An 18,745-nucleotide genomic window follows, 5' to 3' on the forward strand; every position below is an offset into this window, starting at 1 on the left:
GCCATTATTCTACAACTTCCAGTTCCAGTATGCGGCTATGCAATTTAGTCGAAGTAAATAAATCCAGTCCGATTTTCATCAGGTAATCTCCGGAATATACCTTTCCGTTGAATGCATCTGCTGGGTTATTACCCGACATGAGGTTGATTTCCTTTACACGGTATTTCGCGGCAGGATTCAGTCCCTGGCATTGTACCGGCTGCAGGATCTCGGAGTAACGGGGGAAGATATCATATGCATATACCAGTGCCTGTTTCTTCGACTGGCTCACATACATGACAGCCGAGTGGTTACCATCGTAAGGAGATACCAGTCTGTACTGGTCGCCATCGTAGTTGATGTTTTTCAGTCTGTCGTAGTTTGCCACCGCTTCTTTACAGAACGTCTGTTCTTCAGCACGCAACTCCTTTATATTGATATCGAAGCCCAGTTTACACTGCATGGCAACATCTACACGGAATTTGATGCTCGCATCATGGTTCCAGCTGGTGACGTGCGCTGCCATGGATTTTGCCGGGAAGAACTGCGAATAACCCCACTGAATATATAAGCGTTCTACCGGATCGGTATTATCGCTTGGCCAGAATTCAGTGAAATAACGCAGTCCTTCATAGTCTGTTCGGCCTCCACCACCGGAACAGAGCATCATCGGCAGAGTGGGATATTTACCTCTGATACGGTCCAGTACTTTGTATAAACCGCGTACATACTCTATGTAAAGGTTACCTTGTTTTTCCTTCAGATAAGGAGAATAGATATTGGTGATCGGACTGTTACAATCCCATTTCATATAAGCCAGATCAGGATTCTCTGTCATCAGGTGATCTACGACGTTGAATACGTGCTCCTGTACTGCCGGATTGCTCAGGTCCAGTACCAGCTGATTACGGAAATAGTAACGCTCACGGTTAGGCAGCATGATCACCCAGTCAGGATGTTTCTCAAAGAGTTCGCTCTTCGCACTCACCATCTCAGGCTCGATCCAGATACCGAATTTCACACCGGTTGCTTTGGCTGCTTTTACCAGGGCAGGTATTCCGTTTGGCAGTTTATTGGCAGTAGGCGCCCAGTCACCCAGCCCCTGTGTATCGCTATGACGGGGATATTTATTGGCAAACCATCCATCGTCCAGCAGGAACATGTCCGCTCCCAGGTATTTGGTTTCTTCGATCAGGCTTTTCAGTTTCTCTTCATTAAAGTCAAAACCGGTTGACTCCCAGTTATTCAGCAGGGTCATACGATCGCCGTTACCATCTTTCAAACGGTAATTACGCGCCCAGCGCTGCAGGTCGCGGCTACCTTTACCAGTACCCTGATTGCTCAGCGTAAAGATGAAAGAAGGCGTGGTAAATACCTTGCCCGGATCCAGGGTATACTCAGAAGCGAATGGGTTGATACCTGAGATCACGCGCAGGTTGTGCTCATTATCTACTTCGAATGTAAAGCGGAAATTACCGGTCCATGCCAGGGTACCCATCAGTACCTGTCCGTCGTTTTCACGCGGAGTATCCCCCAGACCTACCGTAAAGAACGGAGATACGTGCAGGTTTGCCCTGGAACCCAGTTTGGAATCAACCATTTTTTTACCGAAAGCCAGCGGTGTAGTGGTCATATTTACTTCTTTCGCCCAGTCTCCGCTGAATTCAGTCAGGAAGTACTGACTGCGTTTCCAGTATAACATGGAAGAAGCATAGTTATTGATGCTGACTGCTTTCTTTTCGTTGTGGCTGATCTCAGTCCAGGATTCAATGATATTATCCTTTGCAAATGTGCGATAGAAGAGTTTCACCTGTACAGGATACAGATCGTCTTTCAGTGTAATAACCGTTTCGGTCACATCGTCAGAAACTTTCTTTGTAGTATGAGAAACATATTTCAGCACGGTAGCCTGGTTACCATCATTATGACGGATACCGAACGCAGGTTCGAAATAGGTTTCTGTGCCGGATACAGGATAGGCTTCCCATGCCTGTCCATCGCTCTTTCCCTTCATATTGGCGGTCAGATGATTGTAGTCATCCGCAACGGCCAGACGGGGGCCGAGATACAATTGAAACAGCCGTCCGTTTTGTGCGGTCTGTAATACCAGTTCTGTCTCTTTAGTGGCAATGTGGATCGTCTCCGCATGTGCGGAAAGGGTTATAACAACCAGGAAAAACAAAATGGATAATATCTTTCTGCTCATGGATACAAGTTATTAATCTGCTTTATTTGCTATTGATTTTCAAAAAAAGAACGTCTTTGGCCGGAATCGTCAGTGTGCTGGTGGCATCGACATCAGCATGTGACCAGAGGTTACGTACGCCATACTGTTTAGCAGGGTTCAGGCCCAGTCTCTCCAGTGGCAGTTGTATACTACGTGGCTCTTCTGTATAGTTGAAAACGGCATAATAGGTGTTGCCCTTTGCATCAGTCAGCACAAACTGGTTTTCGGAACGTTCACCGGTTCCTTCCACCGGACGGAAACTGTGGCCCATGGCAGCAGCATTCACTTCGGCATTGGTTAAGAATTGCTTCGCTTTTGTTTTTCCTTCTTCACTACCTTCTTTACTGAAATCATCGCCGGCAATAAATAAACCGGTGATCACGGCAGAGGTCACGCGGGCTCGGTTCTCTCCTTCTGATGCCTGCTGGAGCACAACGTGGTCAGCATCATTGAACTGATAGATCTTATTGATCCACCATCCGTAAGAAACAGCATTCAGGGTGTATTCTGTGTCCTTTATCTTATTCCAGGCATCACAGGCGATACGACGGGACTGTGCATACTGGGCAGGGAATATCGGTGCAATGGACAGGTTGATGTACATATCGCCAAAGTATTTATCCAGCAGCTGCATACCATAATTGTAAGCTGCGATACCGGATTTCACCTGGGGATTGTACCACTTATCTGCATTGATCGCCCCATGCGCCATAAAGTCAACCTTCACATACTGGAAACCACAACGATGGAACAGGTCAGCCACCTTTTTCATACGCTGCTCGATGGCAGGATGAGTAGGGTCTATAGCATAGGCGCCGTCAAGGTCTTGCGGCTGACCATTCGCATAAAGATAAACATCTTTGAATTTATATTCAGGTGCTTCTTTGATGCTTCTGTCCGGGCTTTTACCCCAGTCAGTGAACGGCGTCCAGTAGATACCTGCCATCTGGCCATTGGCCTTACAGTGTTTTACAAAGTCCTTCAGTTGTTCTTCGCTGAAACGATCCCAGCCTGAATCCAGTCCGATCACTACTTCGTTATCTTTATTCACAAAGTGTTGTGGCTGGAGATTTTGGTGGAAGAAATCAGATACTTCCAGTGCTTTCTCATAGCTGATATTGAACTGTAATACGCCCCAGCTGTTCCAGCCCATCGGCATTGCTTTCTTCCAGGCTCTTGGCGGAGCGATAACTGCATTCGCAGCACCATAAGCATCCATGCCATTACGCCAGTCGGTGAATACGCCCAGCATTACTTTAGGAGAACGGATCAGGCGACCTTCCTTTGCACCATGTGGTATCAGGTCGCGGGTGGTAGAATCAGCAGCGCCACCGTAGCAGGTCAGTGTGTAGGTAGACCCGTCTTCGGCTTTGTTCATGATAACAGCTGATTTCCAGAAATCGTGTTCCACAGAACCGACTACAAGTCCCTGACGGGAATTACCGTTGAAAACAGCGGTTGCTTCATAGCTGGTTAAGGAAGTAAAGTCCAGCGGATGGGACTGAAAGCGGATCCATTTGTCATTGTCAAACGGAATAAAAAGTGCACGTCTGTCACCTGTACCCAATACCTGGGTCATGTCTTCCAGATTTACCGGCGCCATATAATTGGACGCTATGCTGCCGGACCGCGCTTGTAAAGTAAAGTCAGTCAGCAGGTAATCTTTGCCTGCGTACTGATAAAAAGATTGTACCAGTGTTGGTAATTTCTCAGCATAATAAGTGACCTGTAACAGTGAGCCTTTTCCGAAAGCGTCATTCAGTGGCTTCACTACGATTGTGTTGCGCGCGTAGTCTTTGGTGGTGATCAGCTGGCCATTCCATTTAAAGGAAGCATACTGGAGGAGATCCACATTACCGGCTGCTCTCTTGAGACGCAGCGTCTTACTGGTTTTTTCATATACTATTTTCCAGTCGGTCGGTGTGCCTGCCTGTAAGGCGCCCGAGATTAGCATGATCACCGCAAACATCAACAGCGGCGTAATCCGTGATATATTTCTCATAATAATATTAAAAGCAGGCCAGCTGCTACCTGCAACGGCCTGCTTCTTTAAAAATAATGATTAACGATAACCTGGATTCTGATCTGCCGGAGTAATATCCGGGTTCAGTTTCATTTCCGTATCCGGAATCGGGAATAAAGTGTTGAATTCCTGTATGGTACCAGATTGTTTGGTCCATTTGTTACGTGCTTTTACTAATTCCACGTATTTGCCTGTACGGATCAGGTCAATACGGCGCCAGTCTTCTGCGAAAAGCTCGCGCATACGCTCGTCCAGGATAGCGGTACGGAACGCATCCTGTGACATAGCTTTCCATTTTTTGTCCTCCGGCAGTACGCCGCCCCATGCACGTGCTCTTACTTCATTCACTACAATAATAGCTTCTGCACCACGGTTCAGCTCATTCAGACATTCTGCATAGCTTAATTTAGCATCCGCCAGGCGAAGCACCGGAATATTTTTACCGGAGTTCCACATGTTATTAATCTTGTTTTCGGTATGCTTATCAGTACGGAAGTCTTCATATTTTTTCACGTGTGGCAGCAATTCATCATAGTCATTACCCAGGTCTTCCCATTTAAGCGGATCCAGATTCGGCACTTCACCATAATAAGTGAAATCGTAACGGATCGCTTCAAAACGACGCTGATCACCAGGTTCCCATACACCACCGCTATCTACAGAAGAGTAAGCGTAATGGGTAGGCACCAGTTTATCATAACCAGAGTAGTAGCAACCATCGCCAAAGAAAGCCTGTACTGCACGGGAACCAATCTGGAACTGTATTTTATTGTTGTTTGGATACACCGGACTAAACTGGAATTCCAGTACTGCCTCAGCCGTGTTTGGCGTAGCATAATCAAACAGGTTCTTGTAAGGGACCAGGGAATAATCACCCATCATCTTTTCAAAGCAGGCAGCCGCTTTGGCGAAGTCGCGCAGACCAGTACTTACCGGCGCCGACATATACGCCTTACCCAGCATCATCCAGGCAGCACCGGAAGTAGCACGTCCCGGATCGTTGGTCTTAGGACAGTTGTCCGCCGCACGTTGCAAATCAGCAATGATAAATGCCCATACATCTTTTAACGGCTGACGGTGACCACCGATTTCACTGGCACGGTCAGGATCAGAGATAGGAATTTCACCCCAGTACATCGCCAGTTGAAAATCGAGGAAGCCACGTATAAAAGAAGCTTCACCCAGTAATTTAGCCTCGCGGGAACCTGATTCTACCGGATTGGCGCCAAGACCTTTTACAATTTTAGCCGCCTCAGTCACCATTGGCCAGCGGATGTTCCACTGATTAGTGATATGTCCCTGTGAAGAGTTCAGGTTACCGTCAAAACGATCCAGGCCACCTTTGCTCGCATCACTTTTCATCTGTAAAGCGCCCTGCTGTGTTTCATCGGTACCCATCATCGGGATGAGCCCCTGCTCATCTGTACGGATACCCTTCCAGTTAGCGTAAATACCTTTAAGACTTGTTTCAACGAGATTTACGTCAGAGTATACCTGGCCTTCATCCAGTCTGGTCAGACTCTTTTCATCGAGGAAATTGCTGCAGGAAGCTGAAAACATTGCAATACCTGCAGCCAGCGTCCATTTTATAGTGCTTTTCATAATAATCTAGCAGTTGAAGTTTAGAAACCTACATTCAATCCTAATACATACATTTTCACCGGAGGGTAACCGTAGTCGCCGGTTTCCGGATCCATACCCTTGTACTTTGTGATACAGAACAGGTTAGAACCAGTTGCATACAGACGCAGGTTGTTCATTTTCCAGCTGCTCAGCATTTTCTCAGGCAGTGTGTAAGACAGCGTGAGTGCAGACAGACGCAGGAATGAAGCGTTCTGGACAGCGTAGTCCAGATCGGACGGATTAAAACGGTTGTAGCTGGTATTGCCGATCACACGTGGAACAGTTGTATTGGTATTCGTTGGCGTCCAGCGGTTCAGCAGGTCTACAGATGCCATGCTCTCACCGATACTGTTCGCCAGACCTTCATAGTAACTGCTGATCTTTTTAGCGCCGTAAGAGTAAGTGAACATTGCGCTCACGGAGAATGCTTTGTAACCGAGGTTGGTAGAGAAACCACCATAAAATTTAGGATCTGTTTTCGCTACGACGGTTCTGTCATAGGTCAGGTCTACTATACCATCAGGTACACCGTTAGGACCAGAGATGTCTTTTGCAAAGAGGTCGCCCGGATTAACCGTCTTACCATTGTAATTGATATTTTCCCAGTCACGACGGTTAGATTCCTGTGCAATACCACCAGATTTCAGGGTGTAGATGCTATGGATAGACTGACCCAGGAAGATGTTGCCTTCACGTTGGATGGAGTTTTCATAGAGATTATAGATCTCTGTAGCATTACCATACAGACGGGTCACTTTGTTCTTGTCGAAAGAGATGTTAGCCGATACGTTCCAGTTGAAGTTTTTCGTCTGGATCACTTCACCATTTACAGCGAACTCCATACCCTTGTTATTTACACGTCCTACGTTTTCCCACTGTTTGCTATAACCAGTAGTAAATGCCAGGGAACGGTCCAGTAACAGGTTGTCGTTATTGATGTAGAAGAAGTCGGCAGTGACAGTCAATCTTGATTTCAGGAAGCCCATATCCAGCCCCAGGTTGGTCTGTTTCTGTTTTTCCCAGGTAATATTCGGATTACCACGACGACCATCATTTGCAATCAGTGCATTACCGTTATCGATCTTGGAACCGTACAGTGTCTGGAAGGCGTAGTTACCGATATCCTGGTTACCAACCACACCATAACCTGCACGCAGTTTCAACTGTGTGAATACCGGCACGTCTTTCATGAAATCTTCCTTGATGATATCCCATGCAGCGGACATAGACGGGAAGATACCCCAGCGGTTGCCTGCAGCGAAACGGGAAGAACCATCATAACGGGCAGTAGCCGTCAGGTGATATTTATCTTTATAGCTATAGTTTACGCGACCGATGAAAGACATCAGACTGTAAGCATAGAAGTCAGAACCGAGTACTGCTTTTTCCAGTGCAGCAGCGCCACCCAGGTCATAATAACCCAGATCATCACTTGCAAAACGGTCGCCCTGTGCTTTGGAATAGTTAGAAGAACGTTTGCTGGAGCTGGTACCCACCAACGCTGTCAGTTTATGGTCAGTTCCCAACATGGTATTATATGTCAGGGTGTTATCCCACTGCCAGTAAGTATCGCTCCATCTTTCATGTTTAGCGCGCGCATCACCATTGTAGTGACGGATCGCTTCCTGGATGTTATGTGGTGTGAATTCAAACCAGTCCTGTGCACCGTAATCCAGGGAATAGCTGGAACGGAAGTTCAGACCTTTTATAGGAGAGATGTCTACATAGTTAGCAGTAGTTACACGGCTACGCGTACGATCGCGCTGCATTAACAGAGAGTTGAACGGGTTGAAATCGTTGTTGTTCTGCTCACCATGTGAACGGTAATAAAGTGTGAGGTAGTCGTAAGTAAAACGGGTAGCCGGATCGCGGTAAGGCGCATAGTCCAGCAGCGGGTTACCGTTCAGTGCTTTACCATATACATCATCAGATGGCATACCATCATTTAGACGGGTAAAGCCGGTGTTGGTACCTACTTTTAACCATTTCTTGATATTGTATTCGGCATTGAAACGGCCGGTATATTTTTTCTGGTCAGTATTTTCTACCACACCTTTAACACCTGCGTAACCAAGGCTGAGATAGAAGATACCACGGTCAGATCCACCAGAGAAGCTCAAAGCATGGTTCTGCTGAAAGCCCGTACGGGTTACCTGGTCGAGCCAGTTAAAGCTTTGGTTTTTGTTATGCGTATCGAACTCCTGATTAGAGAAAGCGATGTTTGTCTTCATCAGGGTATTATCGATATAATCCTGGCGATTAGCGTTCGGATTATCCTTCATATAACCATTCGCATAAGCGTCGATACGCAGATCGAACAGCTGCTGTGCATTCATCGTTTTAGGAATGCGGGTAAAGTCAGACACGCCAGCCCAGGCATCGTAGGTCACAAGACCGTCTCCACCTCTGCGCTGACCTTTCTTGGTGGTGATCACCACAACGCCGTTTGCACCACGGGAACCGTATAATGCGGTAGCAGAAGCGTCTTTCAGTACCTGTACGGAAGCAACGTCATTCACGTTTACGGAGTTAAAGCCACCCTGGTTGTTTTCCATGATGACACCATCCACAACGTAGATAGGAGAAGAACCAGCGTTGATCGTATTGATACCACGTACCCGGATGGTAGCATCGTCGCTAGGACGGGTACCATTACTTACGAATACGCCGGCAGCATTACCCTGTAACGCCTGGTTGATGTTGGTAGCAGGACGCTCCAGCAGTTTCTTTGAATCTACTGTAGCCACTGAACCAGTCAGATCAGACTTTTTCATGCTGGCGCCCACTACGACCACTTCATCCACATTGGCTGTCGCCTGTTGTAGTTTGACTTTGATCGGCTGCGAGCCGGAAAAAACGACCGTTTGTATTTCAAATCCCAGGAAACTGAATTCCAGCGTACCTTTTTCAGTAGCATTCAGCGAGAAAGCACCATTCAGGTCCGTGACAGTACCGGTTTTGGTGCCGGTCAGCTTCACCGATACACCGGGAAGCGCTTGTCCTTGAATGTCCGTGACGGTCCCGGAGATTTTGCCACTCTGGGCAAAGGCAGGCATGGCGCCGGTCAGCATAGCTATGAAGGACAGGAGCATCCATAGCCTCTTAGAAGCATTTTTTACATGCATAACGTGAAGCATAAAGTGTTTGTAAAGATTCTTTTTAATGACAGGTATAAAAGCTAATTGGCATTCCCCTATTAACGTGAAATTTGCGATTCCGAACTTGTCCCCTGACTATAAAGCCATGTCGATCATACTATAAACAATTGATAATCAGATACGACTTATAGACTCTAGTTGGTTTGTTCTATTCTGGTCTACTCAACAAATATAGGGTTAGTTTGGAATATTCAAACTTTATTTTTTTAAATAGTAAGGGGGCAACAGATTTAAATGATGTTAATGCCGCAAGGATACAGGAGAAGACCTGTTTTTGTATCTTCACCTGACAGATAGCTCGCGGCGGCCTATCCCCTCTTCAAACTATCTTGTAAGCATAACAGACCAGGCAAATACCAGACTTGTGAAACGTAAAAACCCGGAACAGCATATAACTACTGCTATACATGCACCCTTATTAGCCGCTATCAGGTCACTGATACCACTTAGTGAGGCGGAAGAAGCAATAGTATGTCAGCTGTTCAAAGAAAAACACTATAAAAAAGGGTCCTTTTTTCTGGCAGAGAATGAAATCTGTCGCCAGGCAGCATTTGTGATCAGTGGCTTTATGCGTTATTACATCAATGATGATGGTGAGGAAAAGACCTATAGCTTTGCAAAGCCCTACAATTTTGCCTGTAACTATGAAAGCTTCGTACCGCAAAAGCCTTCTGCACAGATCATACAGGCACTTGAGGATTGTGTATTACTAACGATTTCCTATGATGATCTTTTGCTGCTTTATGAACAGGTGCGTTATGGCGATCGTCTCGGCAGACTGGTCATAGAACAGGTATTTATTCAGACGCTGAAAGACAGGAATTCATTTTATACAGATTCACCGGAAAGCAGGTACGAAAAGTTTGTCAACGAACATAAAGACCTCTTACAGCAGATCTCACAGTATCATATTGCCTCCTTCGTAGGTATCAAACCACAATCACTCAGCCGTATCAGAAAACGTCTTGCCGGCAATTAATTAACCCAGGTGCACGAAATCGTCTTTTAATCGCCGGAGCTTTGTGTCATAAAAATTCAAACACATTGCATACAACGATTAAACACATGGCCGGCTGGCTGGCAGCACTCACCGGTATCGGCATTATCTTTATCGGCGCACGCTTTTTCTTTGTGCCTGTCAGTGCAGAACACGCCTTTGGCATACATGTCGATGCTGACAATCATGCCTTCCATTATATTAAAGGTATCAGGGATATTTTCTCCGGTGTCATTGTACTACTGCTCCTGCTGACTAAAGAATACCGGGCATTAGGGCTGACGCTGCTGTCAGTAGTGATCGTACCGCTGACCGATTTTATGATCGTCTATCAGCAACCTGCACCCGAGTATGCAAAGCTGATTCCTCATATCATTGCAGTGATCATTGTTATATTACTGGGTATATACTATTTCTTCAATGCTCCAAAACGCAACAGTCATGCTATTTAATATTGTGCTGCTCATACACTTCCTGGCATTTCTGACCTTTGCCGGACAACTGCTACTCCTCTATCCGCAGCCAGAAAAACGAACCAATAACCTGACAAGAATAATTGGCATCGTGTTATTAGTCACGAGCGGTTTGCTGGTAGCATTAAAGTATCCTGCATTAAATTATTACAAGATATTGCCCAAGCTGAGCTGCTTTCTGATCTGTTCCCTGCTGATAGGCATCTACAGCGGAAGGACGATGCCGGAGAAGGTGTACAAAACTGTCTTCGGTCTTGTGATACTGGCAGCCCTGATCGCCGTAGTAAAGGTATAGACAGCGATAATATGCTGCATTTTTCGCCGTATATTAGTCAGGATAATGTGATGCTCCAAACAGTTGAATAATACATATGACGACAGATCACGCGCAACATGACCGGGAAGCAGAAGAGAAAATCCTGCACGACGTAGAAAAGTATGGTTGTCACATCGCCATGCTGGAAGCGGAAGACCACCTGCCTTCCTTCGCCTATACCATAGGCTTGTATAAGACTTTCGGACAACCGGAGATCATCTGTTTTGGCCTGCCGGTAAAAACGATGGCAGGGCTACTCAATGATGCAGCAGATATTATCAGGGAAGGCGGTTCATTCGTTACTGGCAAATTGTATGCAACATTCCTGGTTGATTATTACATTCAGTTCCTGGAAGTCAACAAAGCCAGTTATCGTGATTATGTAGGTTATGCGGGTTGGTTCAATGGTAATTTTGATTTTCCCTTGTTACAGTTTGTATGGCCCGACAAGCAACATCATTTTCCCTGGGAAGAAAGCTTCAATCCAGACTGGCAATTCCTGCAACCCTTACTGGACAGGAACATGGATTTTAAATTTCCTGAAAAGAAAAACCTGGCCGTATTTGTAATGAAACAGGCATTTGAAGGAATGCCGGTACTAAAAATCTATCATGGCCATGACGGAGACTGGGAATTTCATACACACGATGATTACCAGATAGAAGATGTCATACTGGTAGCGTTGGAAAGGATGACCAAACTGGACCCGAGTATCAATCGTGTCTTTGGTCTTCCGAGAGGGTACAAAGCATGGCGGGAAAGCAGGGAAGATGATTGGGAATATGCGCCGTATGAGGCTTCAGAAGATGACGAGGAAGAGGATATATAGTCTTTACAGATTGCTTGATATTGCCTTCTTTTCAGTATCTTTCAGTAACGCTTTTACATAATAGTCTGACTATACTCATCCTACGCTAATGCTACCAAAAAAACGGAGCATTAACGTAGGATGAGTACATTTTAACCCTTATATAACGCTCATTTTGGTCCTGGGAAATAGGTAAATATTCACCCGATAGCGAAGCTTTAAACAGCGCACTGTCTTTAACAGCATAAAAAGAAAGCCCTCCGCTGAGGAAGGGCCATATATCGTTACAATACCATACCACCTGCTACTTCAATCCGCTGTCCGTTTACCCACCGATTGTTATCCGATAACAAAGATGCGATCATCGGACCAAGATCATCCGGTACACCAGGACGACCCAGCGCAGTCATACTGGATACCATTTTGTTCACTTCCGGATTATCTCTTACTACGCCCCCGCTGAAGTCAGTCTGAACAGCTCCCGGAGCAACCGTATTCACCGTAATCTTCCGTGGACCAAACTCTTTCGCCATATAACGGGTCAGTACTTCAACCGCGCCTTTCATAGCCGCGTAAGGACCGCTCTGCGGTACACTGACACGCGTAAGACCAGAAGAAATGTTAATGATCCTGCCGCCATCATTTATAACCGGCAATAATTTCTGTGTAAGAAAGAAGACGCCTTTAAAGTGTACATTATACAATGTATCCAGTTCTTCTTCTGTTGTTTTTTCAATAGTGTTATGATGTGAAGTACCTGCATTATTGACCAGGTAATCAAACCGCTCTGCACCTAATGTTTTCAGTGCCTCCTGTACCTCTTTCACAAACTGATCAAATGTGCCGATCTTTCCGGTATCCAGGTGTAAGGCAATTGCTTTTACACCTGCTTCCGCTGCTTCTTTTACGACCTCTTCTGCTTTGTCCTTGCTGCCATTATAAGTAAAAATTGACTGAACACCCTGTCTTGAAAGGCTGAGTACTGTATTTCTTCCGATACCACGGCTACCGCCGGTTACTATTGCAATTTTTAATGTGCTCATCGCTGATTCTTTTTGTTTTGTTATCACAAAATTAGCACAGGAAGGAGGTGCGCTGTTTGCGTGTATCAATCCATCATTTGCAAATTTCAAATAACTGATTTAAAAATTTTCTTATGAAATATTTTGTTGTTTCATAAAATACTTCCTAGCTTTGCTGTCATGAAAACAAGTACATTATATAGCCGTTCGTTATCCAGTTACTCATGGAGTAACCGGGAGGGCTTATAATGTTTTAAATACAAAGCTATTTAAACGCCTCCTGGATCAATCCAGGAGGCGTTTTTCTTTTGCCCCTGTGTATCGTTAACCACTCTCACAAGGGCTGCTTCCGGGACTGATAAAGGTTTTATAAAATAATACGAAATGCATATTCCGTAAAAGGATTTCTCATGTTAAAAACTACGTGTATTCATCTATGTTATAGTTAATTAAACATATTTCCTCCCATGATGAAATTGGTATACAAGAGGGATTTAAAACCCCTTGCCGTTATCGGCGTGCGAGTTCGAGTCTCGCTGGGAGGACTGTTTGGAGGATAGGCAAATGTTGGTTTGTTGCGGCATCCTGCTAAGATGTTCCGGTGATACCGGTGAGGGTTCGATTCCCTTGTCCTCCGCTTTGTTTTATTCTCCTGTGATGGAATTGGTATACAAAAGGGATTCAAAATCCCTTGCCTTTATGGTGTGCGGGTTCGAGTCCCGCCAGGAGAACTTTTATGGAGGATAGGCAGATAGTGGTTTGTTCCTTTACCTTCTACCTCCATTTCAACCCATTATGGATATAATATAGCTTTAAAACATCTCGACTATTTTCTTTTCACCAGTGGCGGGCCATTTTAAACCAGCAGCATATTTTGCGCATTAAATAACAAATGAGCGCTGATGTGAAGTATAAAATACTGTTACATAAAATCTGTTTATGTCTGCAGAATCTTTAATAATGTATACATCCGATGTCTGGAGAACATCATAAATGTCAACAAATACAAAATAGCGGGAAGCAATAAAATAATGCAAATGATATCAATTATTGAACCAACGAATAGAAACTAGCAGTTAGTGCTGGGAAAATTAAATTAATGTAAGCAAAGAAACAAAATGCTTCTATGCCATAAATAAAATATTCAGAGAGTCTTGCTGGAACACCATCACAATAATAAACATACAATCTACAAAAGCCATCGCTAACAGCGTGAGAAATATAAAGCGCAACTGTATCAATTTAAACAAAAAATTGGTATAATAAAAAATTGATCTTAAATTCAACTCATGTTGATCACCCCAAAAACCAGCGGGCTCTCTAATATATACCCATATTTTTCTATTGATGGAGGATCTTTTCATATACTCATTACGGCTATATTTATTCGATGAATATATTCTTAATCCGGTTCAGGTTAAATACTCCTTATGCAATTTGTCCCAAAAAGAATCGCAAGCCGTACTACAAGTACCAGGCCAATTAGTAAAAGCTCGCTTAATAACGAGCTAAGTTTAATTACCGCTATCTTATACACCTGCTTTATTCGTTCATCCCTATTCAGATTCGATCCCATATTCTCGACCAGTTATTTTCGCCCAACGGTGCATATGTAATTGCTGCACTTTTGTTTTCCATAGTTTTTTTTCATTGGATTGTATGGGCAATAGGAATTTTTAAACTTTTCCTGTATGTGATTTACAGGAATCATTCATAAGATGAAAGTGAGTGCTAAAGTAATAAACATTAACTCCATCATTCCGGGGTAATGGATATAAAATTACTTATAATGTGTCTTCCCTTTTAATCGCTTACTTAAAATTTGAGGAAAATATAAGATCAGTAATCATTGAAAGCATTAGCACAAATATTATTTATTATCATATGCCTGATATTCATAGCTGCAATTGGCAGATTAATTTTTGGAATACCAAACAGTAAGCTGGATTCGGTGTTTAATGAAAATGATGTGTTTTTTAACCGAAGACTAAAGTTGGAAAGAGTCCTCGGAAAAAGGTTTGGGAATACTCTTCTTTTACCTTCGACTATTTCCATTTCAATCTTCCTACTAACAACCTTCGGCCCTAGCAGAGATTACCCCTTTATTGTGGCGAAAATAAACCATATGCTTTTTATAATCGTATGTTGGAAGGCAGTAAGTTATAAAAACCTAATTATAAGGAAAAAGACACTTATCAAATGGAAAGCATTTTTACTTGTTACGGTCGCCTTATCAATTTCACATCCATTTTTATTACCATTAGTTTTGTTTCAGCATATTTTTTTCTTCAATGGATGGCTACATCACTCACAATTAGTTTCGCGAATTATGATGTGTCAGATATCTTTTATGATATCATTTAGTTTATCAAATCTGGTCCTTCCAGAATATTCGATAAACATTTTATGTTCAAATAGCTACGTAATCCTTTTATTTTCAATAGTCTTTTCACATTATTTAATTCCGGGTATAGGAAAAGTACGCATAGGAAAAAAATGGTATTCATGGATTAAGAATGATCAATTACAGTATCTTCTTTCATCAGCCTACATCTGGGGATGGTGCAGGTTTCTTCCTGAAAAAAAGGTCATAAATTTTATAAGTCGATTAGATGGATATACTATTTACCTGAAGACAGCTGCAGTTATGGTTGAATGTAGTACGCTGTTTATTATGTTGGATGGACATTTGGCAATTTATATCACCCTTTCGGTATTGTTATTCCAACTATCAGTATTCGTTTTTTCCGGAATATTCTTTTTTGAGAATATTCTGGTTTTGTTTACTTTGCTTACAATAATTCCCCAACTGGACGACTCCTATTTCGGTATAAAAAGCTTTTTTATTTCTTTATTAATCCTAATCTTCCCGGTCAACGGATTGTGTTGGCAGCCTTATAAATTAAGTTGGTGGAACGCTCCCTTAGCTGGCCGTATTCATTGGTTAGTGAAAGGAAGGTCAGGGAAAATATACGAATTACACAATGATTGTTTTGATGCTTACGAAAGGTTATTCGGACGTGTCTATGGCTACTTTTTAACTGATGAAAATATTCCATACTATCATTTAGGTGAGATATTTGAGGAACAGGTTAAGTCAGATATATTAGAAACAAAAGGTAATTCAAAGCTAGTGGCAGAAATTAAACTGAAACACGGAAAGTATATGCGGAATCGCCAGGCGGAGCAAGTCCATGACGTGTTTATAATGAAATATGTTGGTAAACTTTCGAAAAGAAAAGAAAACCTATTTGTAAAGTTCGTTAATAGACTCGCTTTCCCCGGTGGACAATGGTACTATTGGAGCGATTATCCAAAGTATGAGAACCAAGAAGGTATCGAAAAGCTTCTGATACAGTTTGATGAAGTCTACTTCACTGGAAAAGAATTCAAAAAGATAAACACCTATATTATAAAAGAAATTGACATGTCGCTCGTATGAAAGAAAATAAAAAAATCCTTATCGGGATTTGCGGCGCAGGATTAGGACATTCTCTACGTCAACTCCCAATTATTGAATATTTTATAGAAAAAGGTTGTGAGATCATTCTATTTTGTTTTGACCAAAGTCTGAAGTTTTACAAAGATCGATTCAATGGCATTGAGGTTTTCGATGTTTCCGTTATATGGACTGAGGGTGGTCCCGACGGAATAGACTTTCTAAAGTCATCGCGGGCAGAAAGAAATACTTGGGATAACCTAAAAAAAAGATTTGATGCCTATGGTCGGGTACAGGAACTATTTAGCGGAGGGCCAGATCTGGTAATAAGCGACTTCGAATTTGCTTCAGTACAATTCTCCTATTACTATAACTGCGAATTAATAACCCTCGATCAACAAAGTAAGTTTCTCGGCTATAATTTTGAAGATATCGATGGATTTTCCGCAAGTGAAGAAAAAAAAAGGCTACGTTTTTTTGTCCCAAAGGCCCAACTGCGCATAGCTACGTCATTTTATAAGATTGACAAAACCGTCGACCCCGATTTTAGTGTAAAAATAATACCTCCTATAATAAGACCATCCATAAGAGTGCTGCAAAAAATTTATGAAAATCTAATTGTTGGATACTTCTCTCCCTATGAGTCTGATAAATTCGACTTGAGCCACATTGCGTCGGTTTTGTCGGAATTTAGCCAGTTTCAATTTTTAATCTTCAACAATAAACTAGAAGAAAGAAAGTCTTCAAATGTTTCTTTTTCAAAATACAATGCGAGCAATTTCGAACAAGCGCTGTCAATTGCATCAGCAGCTATCTGCAATGCTGGACATACATTGATTTCTGAATTAATGTACCTGAATATCCCTTGCTATATCATTCCGTTTGATACCTATGACCAACAATGTTGCGCAAATGTTATAGACAAAAACGGTTTTGGCATAAAAGCCACTGACATCAACAGCGAATCTGTACGCCTATTTTTGGAGAATATCGAGGTATACCGCGAAAATATAAAAGGATCTTCCCTACTTTATCATGACCGTGACGGATTGGATGAGCTGAAAATTATATTTGAAAAAAAGCTTCAATCGTGACTACAACGACAATCTCAATAGTTATTCCCACATTAAATAGAAGAAATTTTCTGGAAAAATGTCTAAGATGTATCGCGGAACAAGATACTGTCAGATTGACAAAAGTTATTGTTGTCTATAACTATTCTACAGATGTTCCAATGGCACACTTCAGTCAGACATTTTCCAACAAATTAAATTTTCTGAAAGTTGATGGGAAGAGTTCTATCTACAAAAGGAATTATGGAGCCAGCCATATAACTGATGACTATATCGCTTTTCTTGATGACGATAGTTATATTGATTCCTCTTGGATTGATTGTCTGCTTAACGAATTTGATAACAATTCAACGACTTTGGCACAGGTTGGTAAGATTATATGGTGCGGGAAACTAAATTCTCTGAGAAGTCAGTCTCTATTTTCTTCGGTACTGCCCCTTATGAGACAAAAAACATATGACCACCGCCATAAAATTTTTACATCGGATGAGTATTCAAAAGAGATCAACAACTTTTTTCATTTAGGAAACTTGGGAAATGTAAAACATTTGTCTACACATCTTTCAGCCGGCAACTGCGCTATGAGCAGAGAACTATTTGAAAATCTAGGCGGATTTGACATCAATTATATAATCCAATACGATAAAGAACTTGCATTCCGAATGTTGAAACGTGGCCATGCTATCATTTATAATCCCAATATGATTATCTCCCACGATCACGACAATTCATTTAAGAGGTTAGCTATTCTAAGCGTAAAGACTCCTAAATACCAAATCCTATTGCAAAAACGATACCCCGATCTGACAAAATTTTCCCTCACCAATACCGAAACGATAAAATTAACGTGGTATGAACATTTAATCAAGGGACTAATCAATTTTATAAATAAAGGGACTCTCAGGTTTTATGAAAAAAATAATTATTAGGCTGGATGACGTTGGCGGCAATGATTGGCAATCATATATGGTTATGAATAGTTTCTTAACCTTAAAAATCCCAGTTTCATATCAAGTTGTACCAGATTGGTTAACGTATGAGAGGGCTGAACATATAAAAAAAATGGTTTCTGAATATCCCGAATATGCTGAAATCGTACAGCACGGATATAAGCATGTCAGCTATCACAGAACTGGCCAACAAAAGAAATTTGAGTTCGGTTTTTCCAGGTCTTTAGCCGAAGAATATAATGATATTCTTTCGGGCAATCTGATATTAAGAAAATACTTTGGGGATTATTTGACTATGGCATTCACAGCACCCTGGGAAGCTCAAAGCCAAACTACCTTGCAGGCATTAAAGTTGGTAGGCATAAATATCCTGTTAGCATCCCCAATGTCACTTTCATTATTGGGTTATAGCCCAGAAGTCCGTACGATATTATTTGACATTGATACGAGCAGAAAGATTGATGGCTTCAGGCTTCAACGCCCCCCCCAAGATATAATAAACGACATCAATAAAAGTACTAAGGATTTGATAGGGATAGTACTCCATGCAAAGGAGTTAGAATCTGTAGACCTCTTTTACGATCTCGCCTCTCGCCTAAAACAGCTGGAGAAAAATGGTTTTTCTTTCGCCTTGATCAAAAACCTTTTTTATTGATG

Annotated in this window: 13 protein-coding genes and 3 tRNA genes; 11 read left to right on the top strand and 5 right to left on the bottom strand. The window is 42.6% G+C overall.

Annotated elements, in window-relative coordinates; translation table 11 throughout:
- Nucleotides 1-4: 4 nt before the first annotated feature.
- The 4 genes from CPIN_RS27935 to CPIN_RS27950 are packed head-to-tail and all read right to left on the bottom strand — an operon-like array spanning nt 5 to nt 8,944.
- On the bottom strand, nt 5-2,185 hold the full coding sequence (locus tag CPIN_RS27935) for an alpha-galactosidase (RefSeq protein WP_012793236.1): 2,181 nt from the start codon (nt 2,183-2,185) through the stop codon (nt 5-7).
- Between the two features lie 22 nt (nt 2,186-2,207).
- Nucleotides 2,208-4,208, bottom strand: coding sequence for an alpha-galactosidase (locus CPIN_RS27940; RefSeq protein ID WP_012793237.1), 2,001 nt, complete (start codon nt 4,206-4,208; stop codon nt 2,208-2,210).
- A 60-nt stretch (nt 4,209-4,268) separates the two neighbouring features.
- Nucleotides 4,269-5,831: a RagB/SusD family nutrient uptake outer membrane protein gene (locus CPIN_RS27945; protein ID WP_012793238.1), complete on the bottom strand. Its 1,563-nt coding sequence runs from the start codon at nt 5,829-5,831 to the stop codon at nt 4,269-4,271.
- A gap of 20 nt (nt 5,832-5,851) precedes the next feature.
- Nucleotides 5,852-8,944, bottom strand: coding sequence for a SusC/RagA family TonB-linked outer membrane protein (locus tag CPIN_RS27950; protein ID WP_044222684.1), 3,093 nt, complete (start codon nt 8,942-8,944; stop codon nt 5,852-5,854).
- A 430-nt stretch (nt 8,945-9,374) separates the two neighbouring features.
- Between CPIN_RS27950 and CPIN_RS27955 the strand changes: the two genes are divergently transcribed.
- The 4 genes from CPIN_RS27955 (at nt 9,375) to CPIN_RS27970 (ending at nt 11,625) form a co-directional block, all read left to right on the top strand.
- Entirely contained in the window at nt 9,375-9,989 is a 615-nt protein-coding gene (locus CPIN_RS27955; protein WP_012793240.1) for a Crp/Fnr family transcriptional regulator, read from the top strand.
- Nucleotides 9,990-10,054: 65 nt separating this feature from the next.
- Nucleotides 10,055-10,459, top strand: coding sequence for a DUF4267 domain-containing protein (locus CPIN_RS27960; RefSeq protein ID WP_012793241.1), 405 nt, complete (start codon nt 10,055-10,057; stop codon nt 10,457-10,459).
- Nucleotides 10,449-10,775 carry a hypothetical protein gene (locus CPIN_RS27965; RefSeq protein WP_012793242.1) on the top strand — a complete coding sequence of 109 codons (327 nt, stop codon included), beginning with the start codon at nt 10,449-10,451 and terminating at the stop codon, nt 10,773-10,775. The genes CPIN_RS27960 and CPIN_RS27965 overlap by 11 nt, the downstream gene beginning before the upstream one ends.
- 76 nt (nt 10,776-10,851) lie before the next feature.
- On the top strand, nt 10,852-11,625 hold the full coding sequence (locus tag CPIN_RS27970; RefSeq protein ID WP_012793243.1) for a DUF4262 domain-containing protein: 774 nt from the start codon (nt 10,852-10,854) through the stop codon (nt 11,623-11,625).
- A 263-nt stretch (nt 11,626-11,888) separates the two neighbouring features.
- Here CPIN_RS27970 and CPIN_RS27975 read toward each other — a convergent pair whose 3' ends face one another.
- On the bottom strand, nt 11,889-12,647 hold the full coding sequence (locus CPIN_RS27975; RefSeq protein ID WP_012793244.1) for an SDR family NAD(P)-dependent oxidoreductase: 759 nt from the start codon (nt 12,645-12,647) through the stop codon (nt 11,889-11,891).
- 440 nt (nt 12,648-13,087) lie between these two features.
- Between CPIN_RS27975 and CPIN_RS38775 the strand changes: the two genes are divergently transcribed.
- The 7 genes from CPIN_RS38775 (at nt 13,088) to CPIN_RS28005 (ending at nt 18,743) form a co-directional block, all read left to right on the top strand.
- Nucleotides 13,088-13,171: transfer RNA gene (locus tag CPIN_RS38775), tRNA-Leu, on the top strand.
- Between the two features lie 6 nt (nt 13,172-13,177).
- Nucleotides 13,178-13,263, top strand: a tRNA-Ser gene (locus CPIN_RS38780).
- An 11-nt stretch (nt 13,264-13,274) separates the two neighbouring features.
- Nucleotides 13,275-13,357: transfer RNA gene (locus tag CPIN_RS27980), tRNA-Leu, on the top strand.
- 1,118 nt (nt 13,358-14,475) lie between these two features.
- Nucleotides 14,476-16,068: a hypothetical protein gene (locus CPIN_RS27990; protein ID WP_012793246.1), complete on the top strand. Its 1,593-nt coding sequence runs from the start codon at nt 14,476-14,478 to the stop codon at nt 16,066-16,068.
- Nucleotides 16,065-17,159: a glycosyltransferase family protein gene (locus tag CPIN_RS27995; RefSeq protein WP_012793247.1), complete on the top strand. Its 1,095-nt coding sequence runs from the start codon at nt 16,065-16,067 to the stop codon at nt 17,157-17,159. The genes CPIN_RS27990 and CPIN_RS27995 overlap by 4 nt, the downstream gene beginning before the upstream one ends.
- Nucleotides 17,156-18,067: a glycosyltransferase family 2 protein gene (locus CPIN_RS28000; protein WP_012793248.1), complete on the top strand. Its 912-nt coding sequence runs from the start codon at nt 17,156-17,158 to the stop codon at nt 18,065-18,067. The genes CPIN_RS27995 and CPIN_RS28000 overlap by 4 nt, the downstream gene beginning before the upstream one ends.
- A complete protein-coding gene (locus tag CPIN_RS28005; protein ID WP_044219875.1) occupies nt 18,048-18,743 on the top strand; it encodes a DUF2334 domain-containing protein in 696 nt (231 codons plus the stop codon). Before CPIN_RS28000 ends, CPIN_RS28005 begins: the two co-directional genes overlap by 20 nt.
- Nucleotides 18,744-18,745: the final 2 nt, after the last annotated feature.

The organism is Chitinophaga pinensis DSM 2588 (assembly GCF_000024005.1).
GTDB lineage: Bacteria > Bacteroidota > Bacteroidia > Chitinophagales > Chitinophagaceae > Chitinophaga > Chitinophaga pinensis.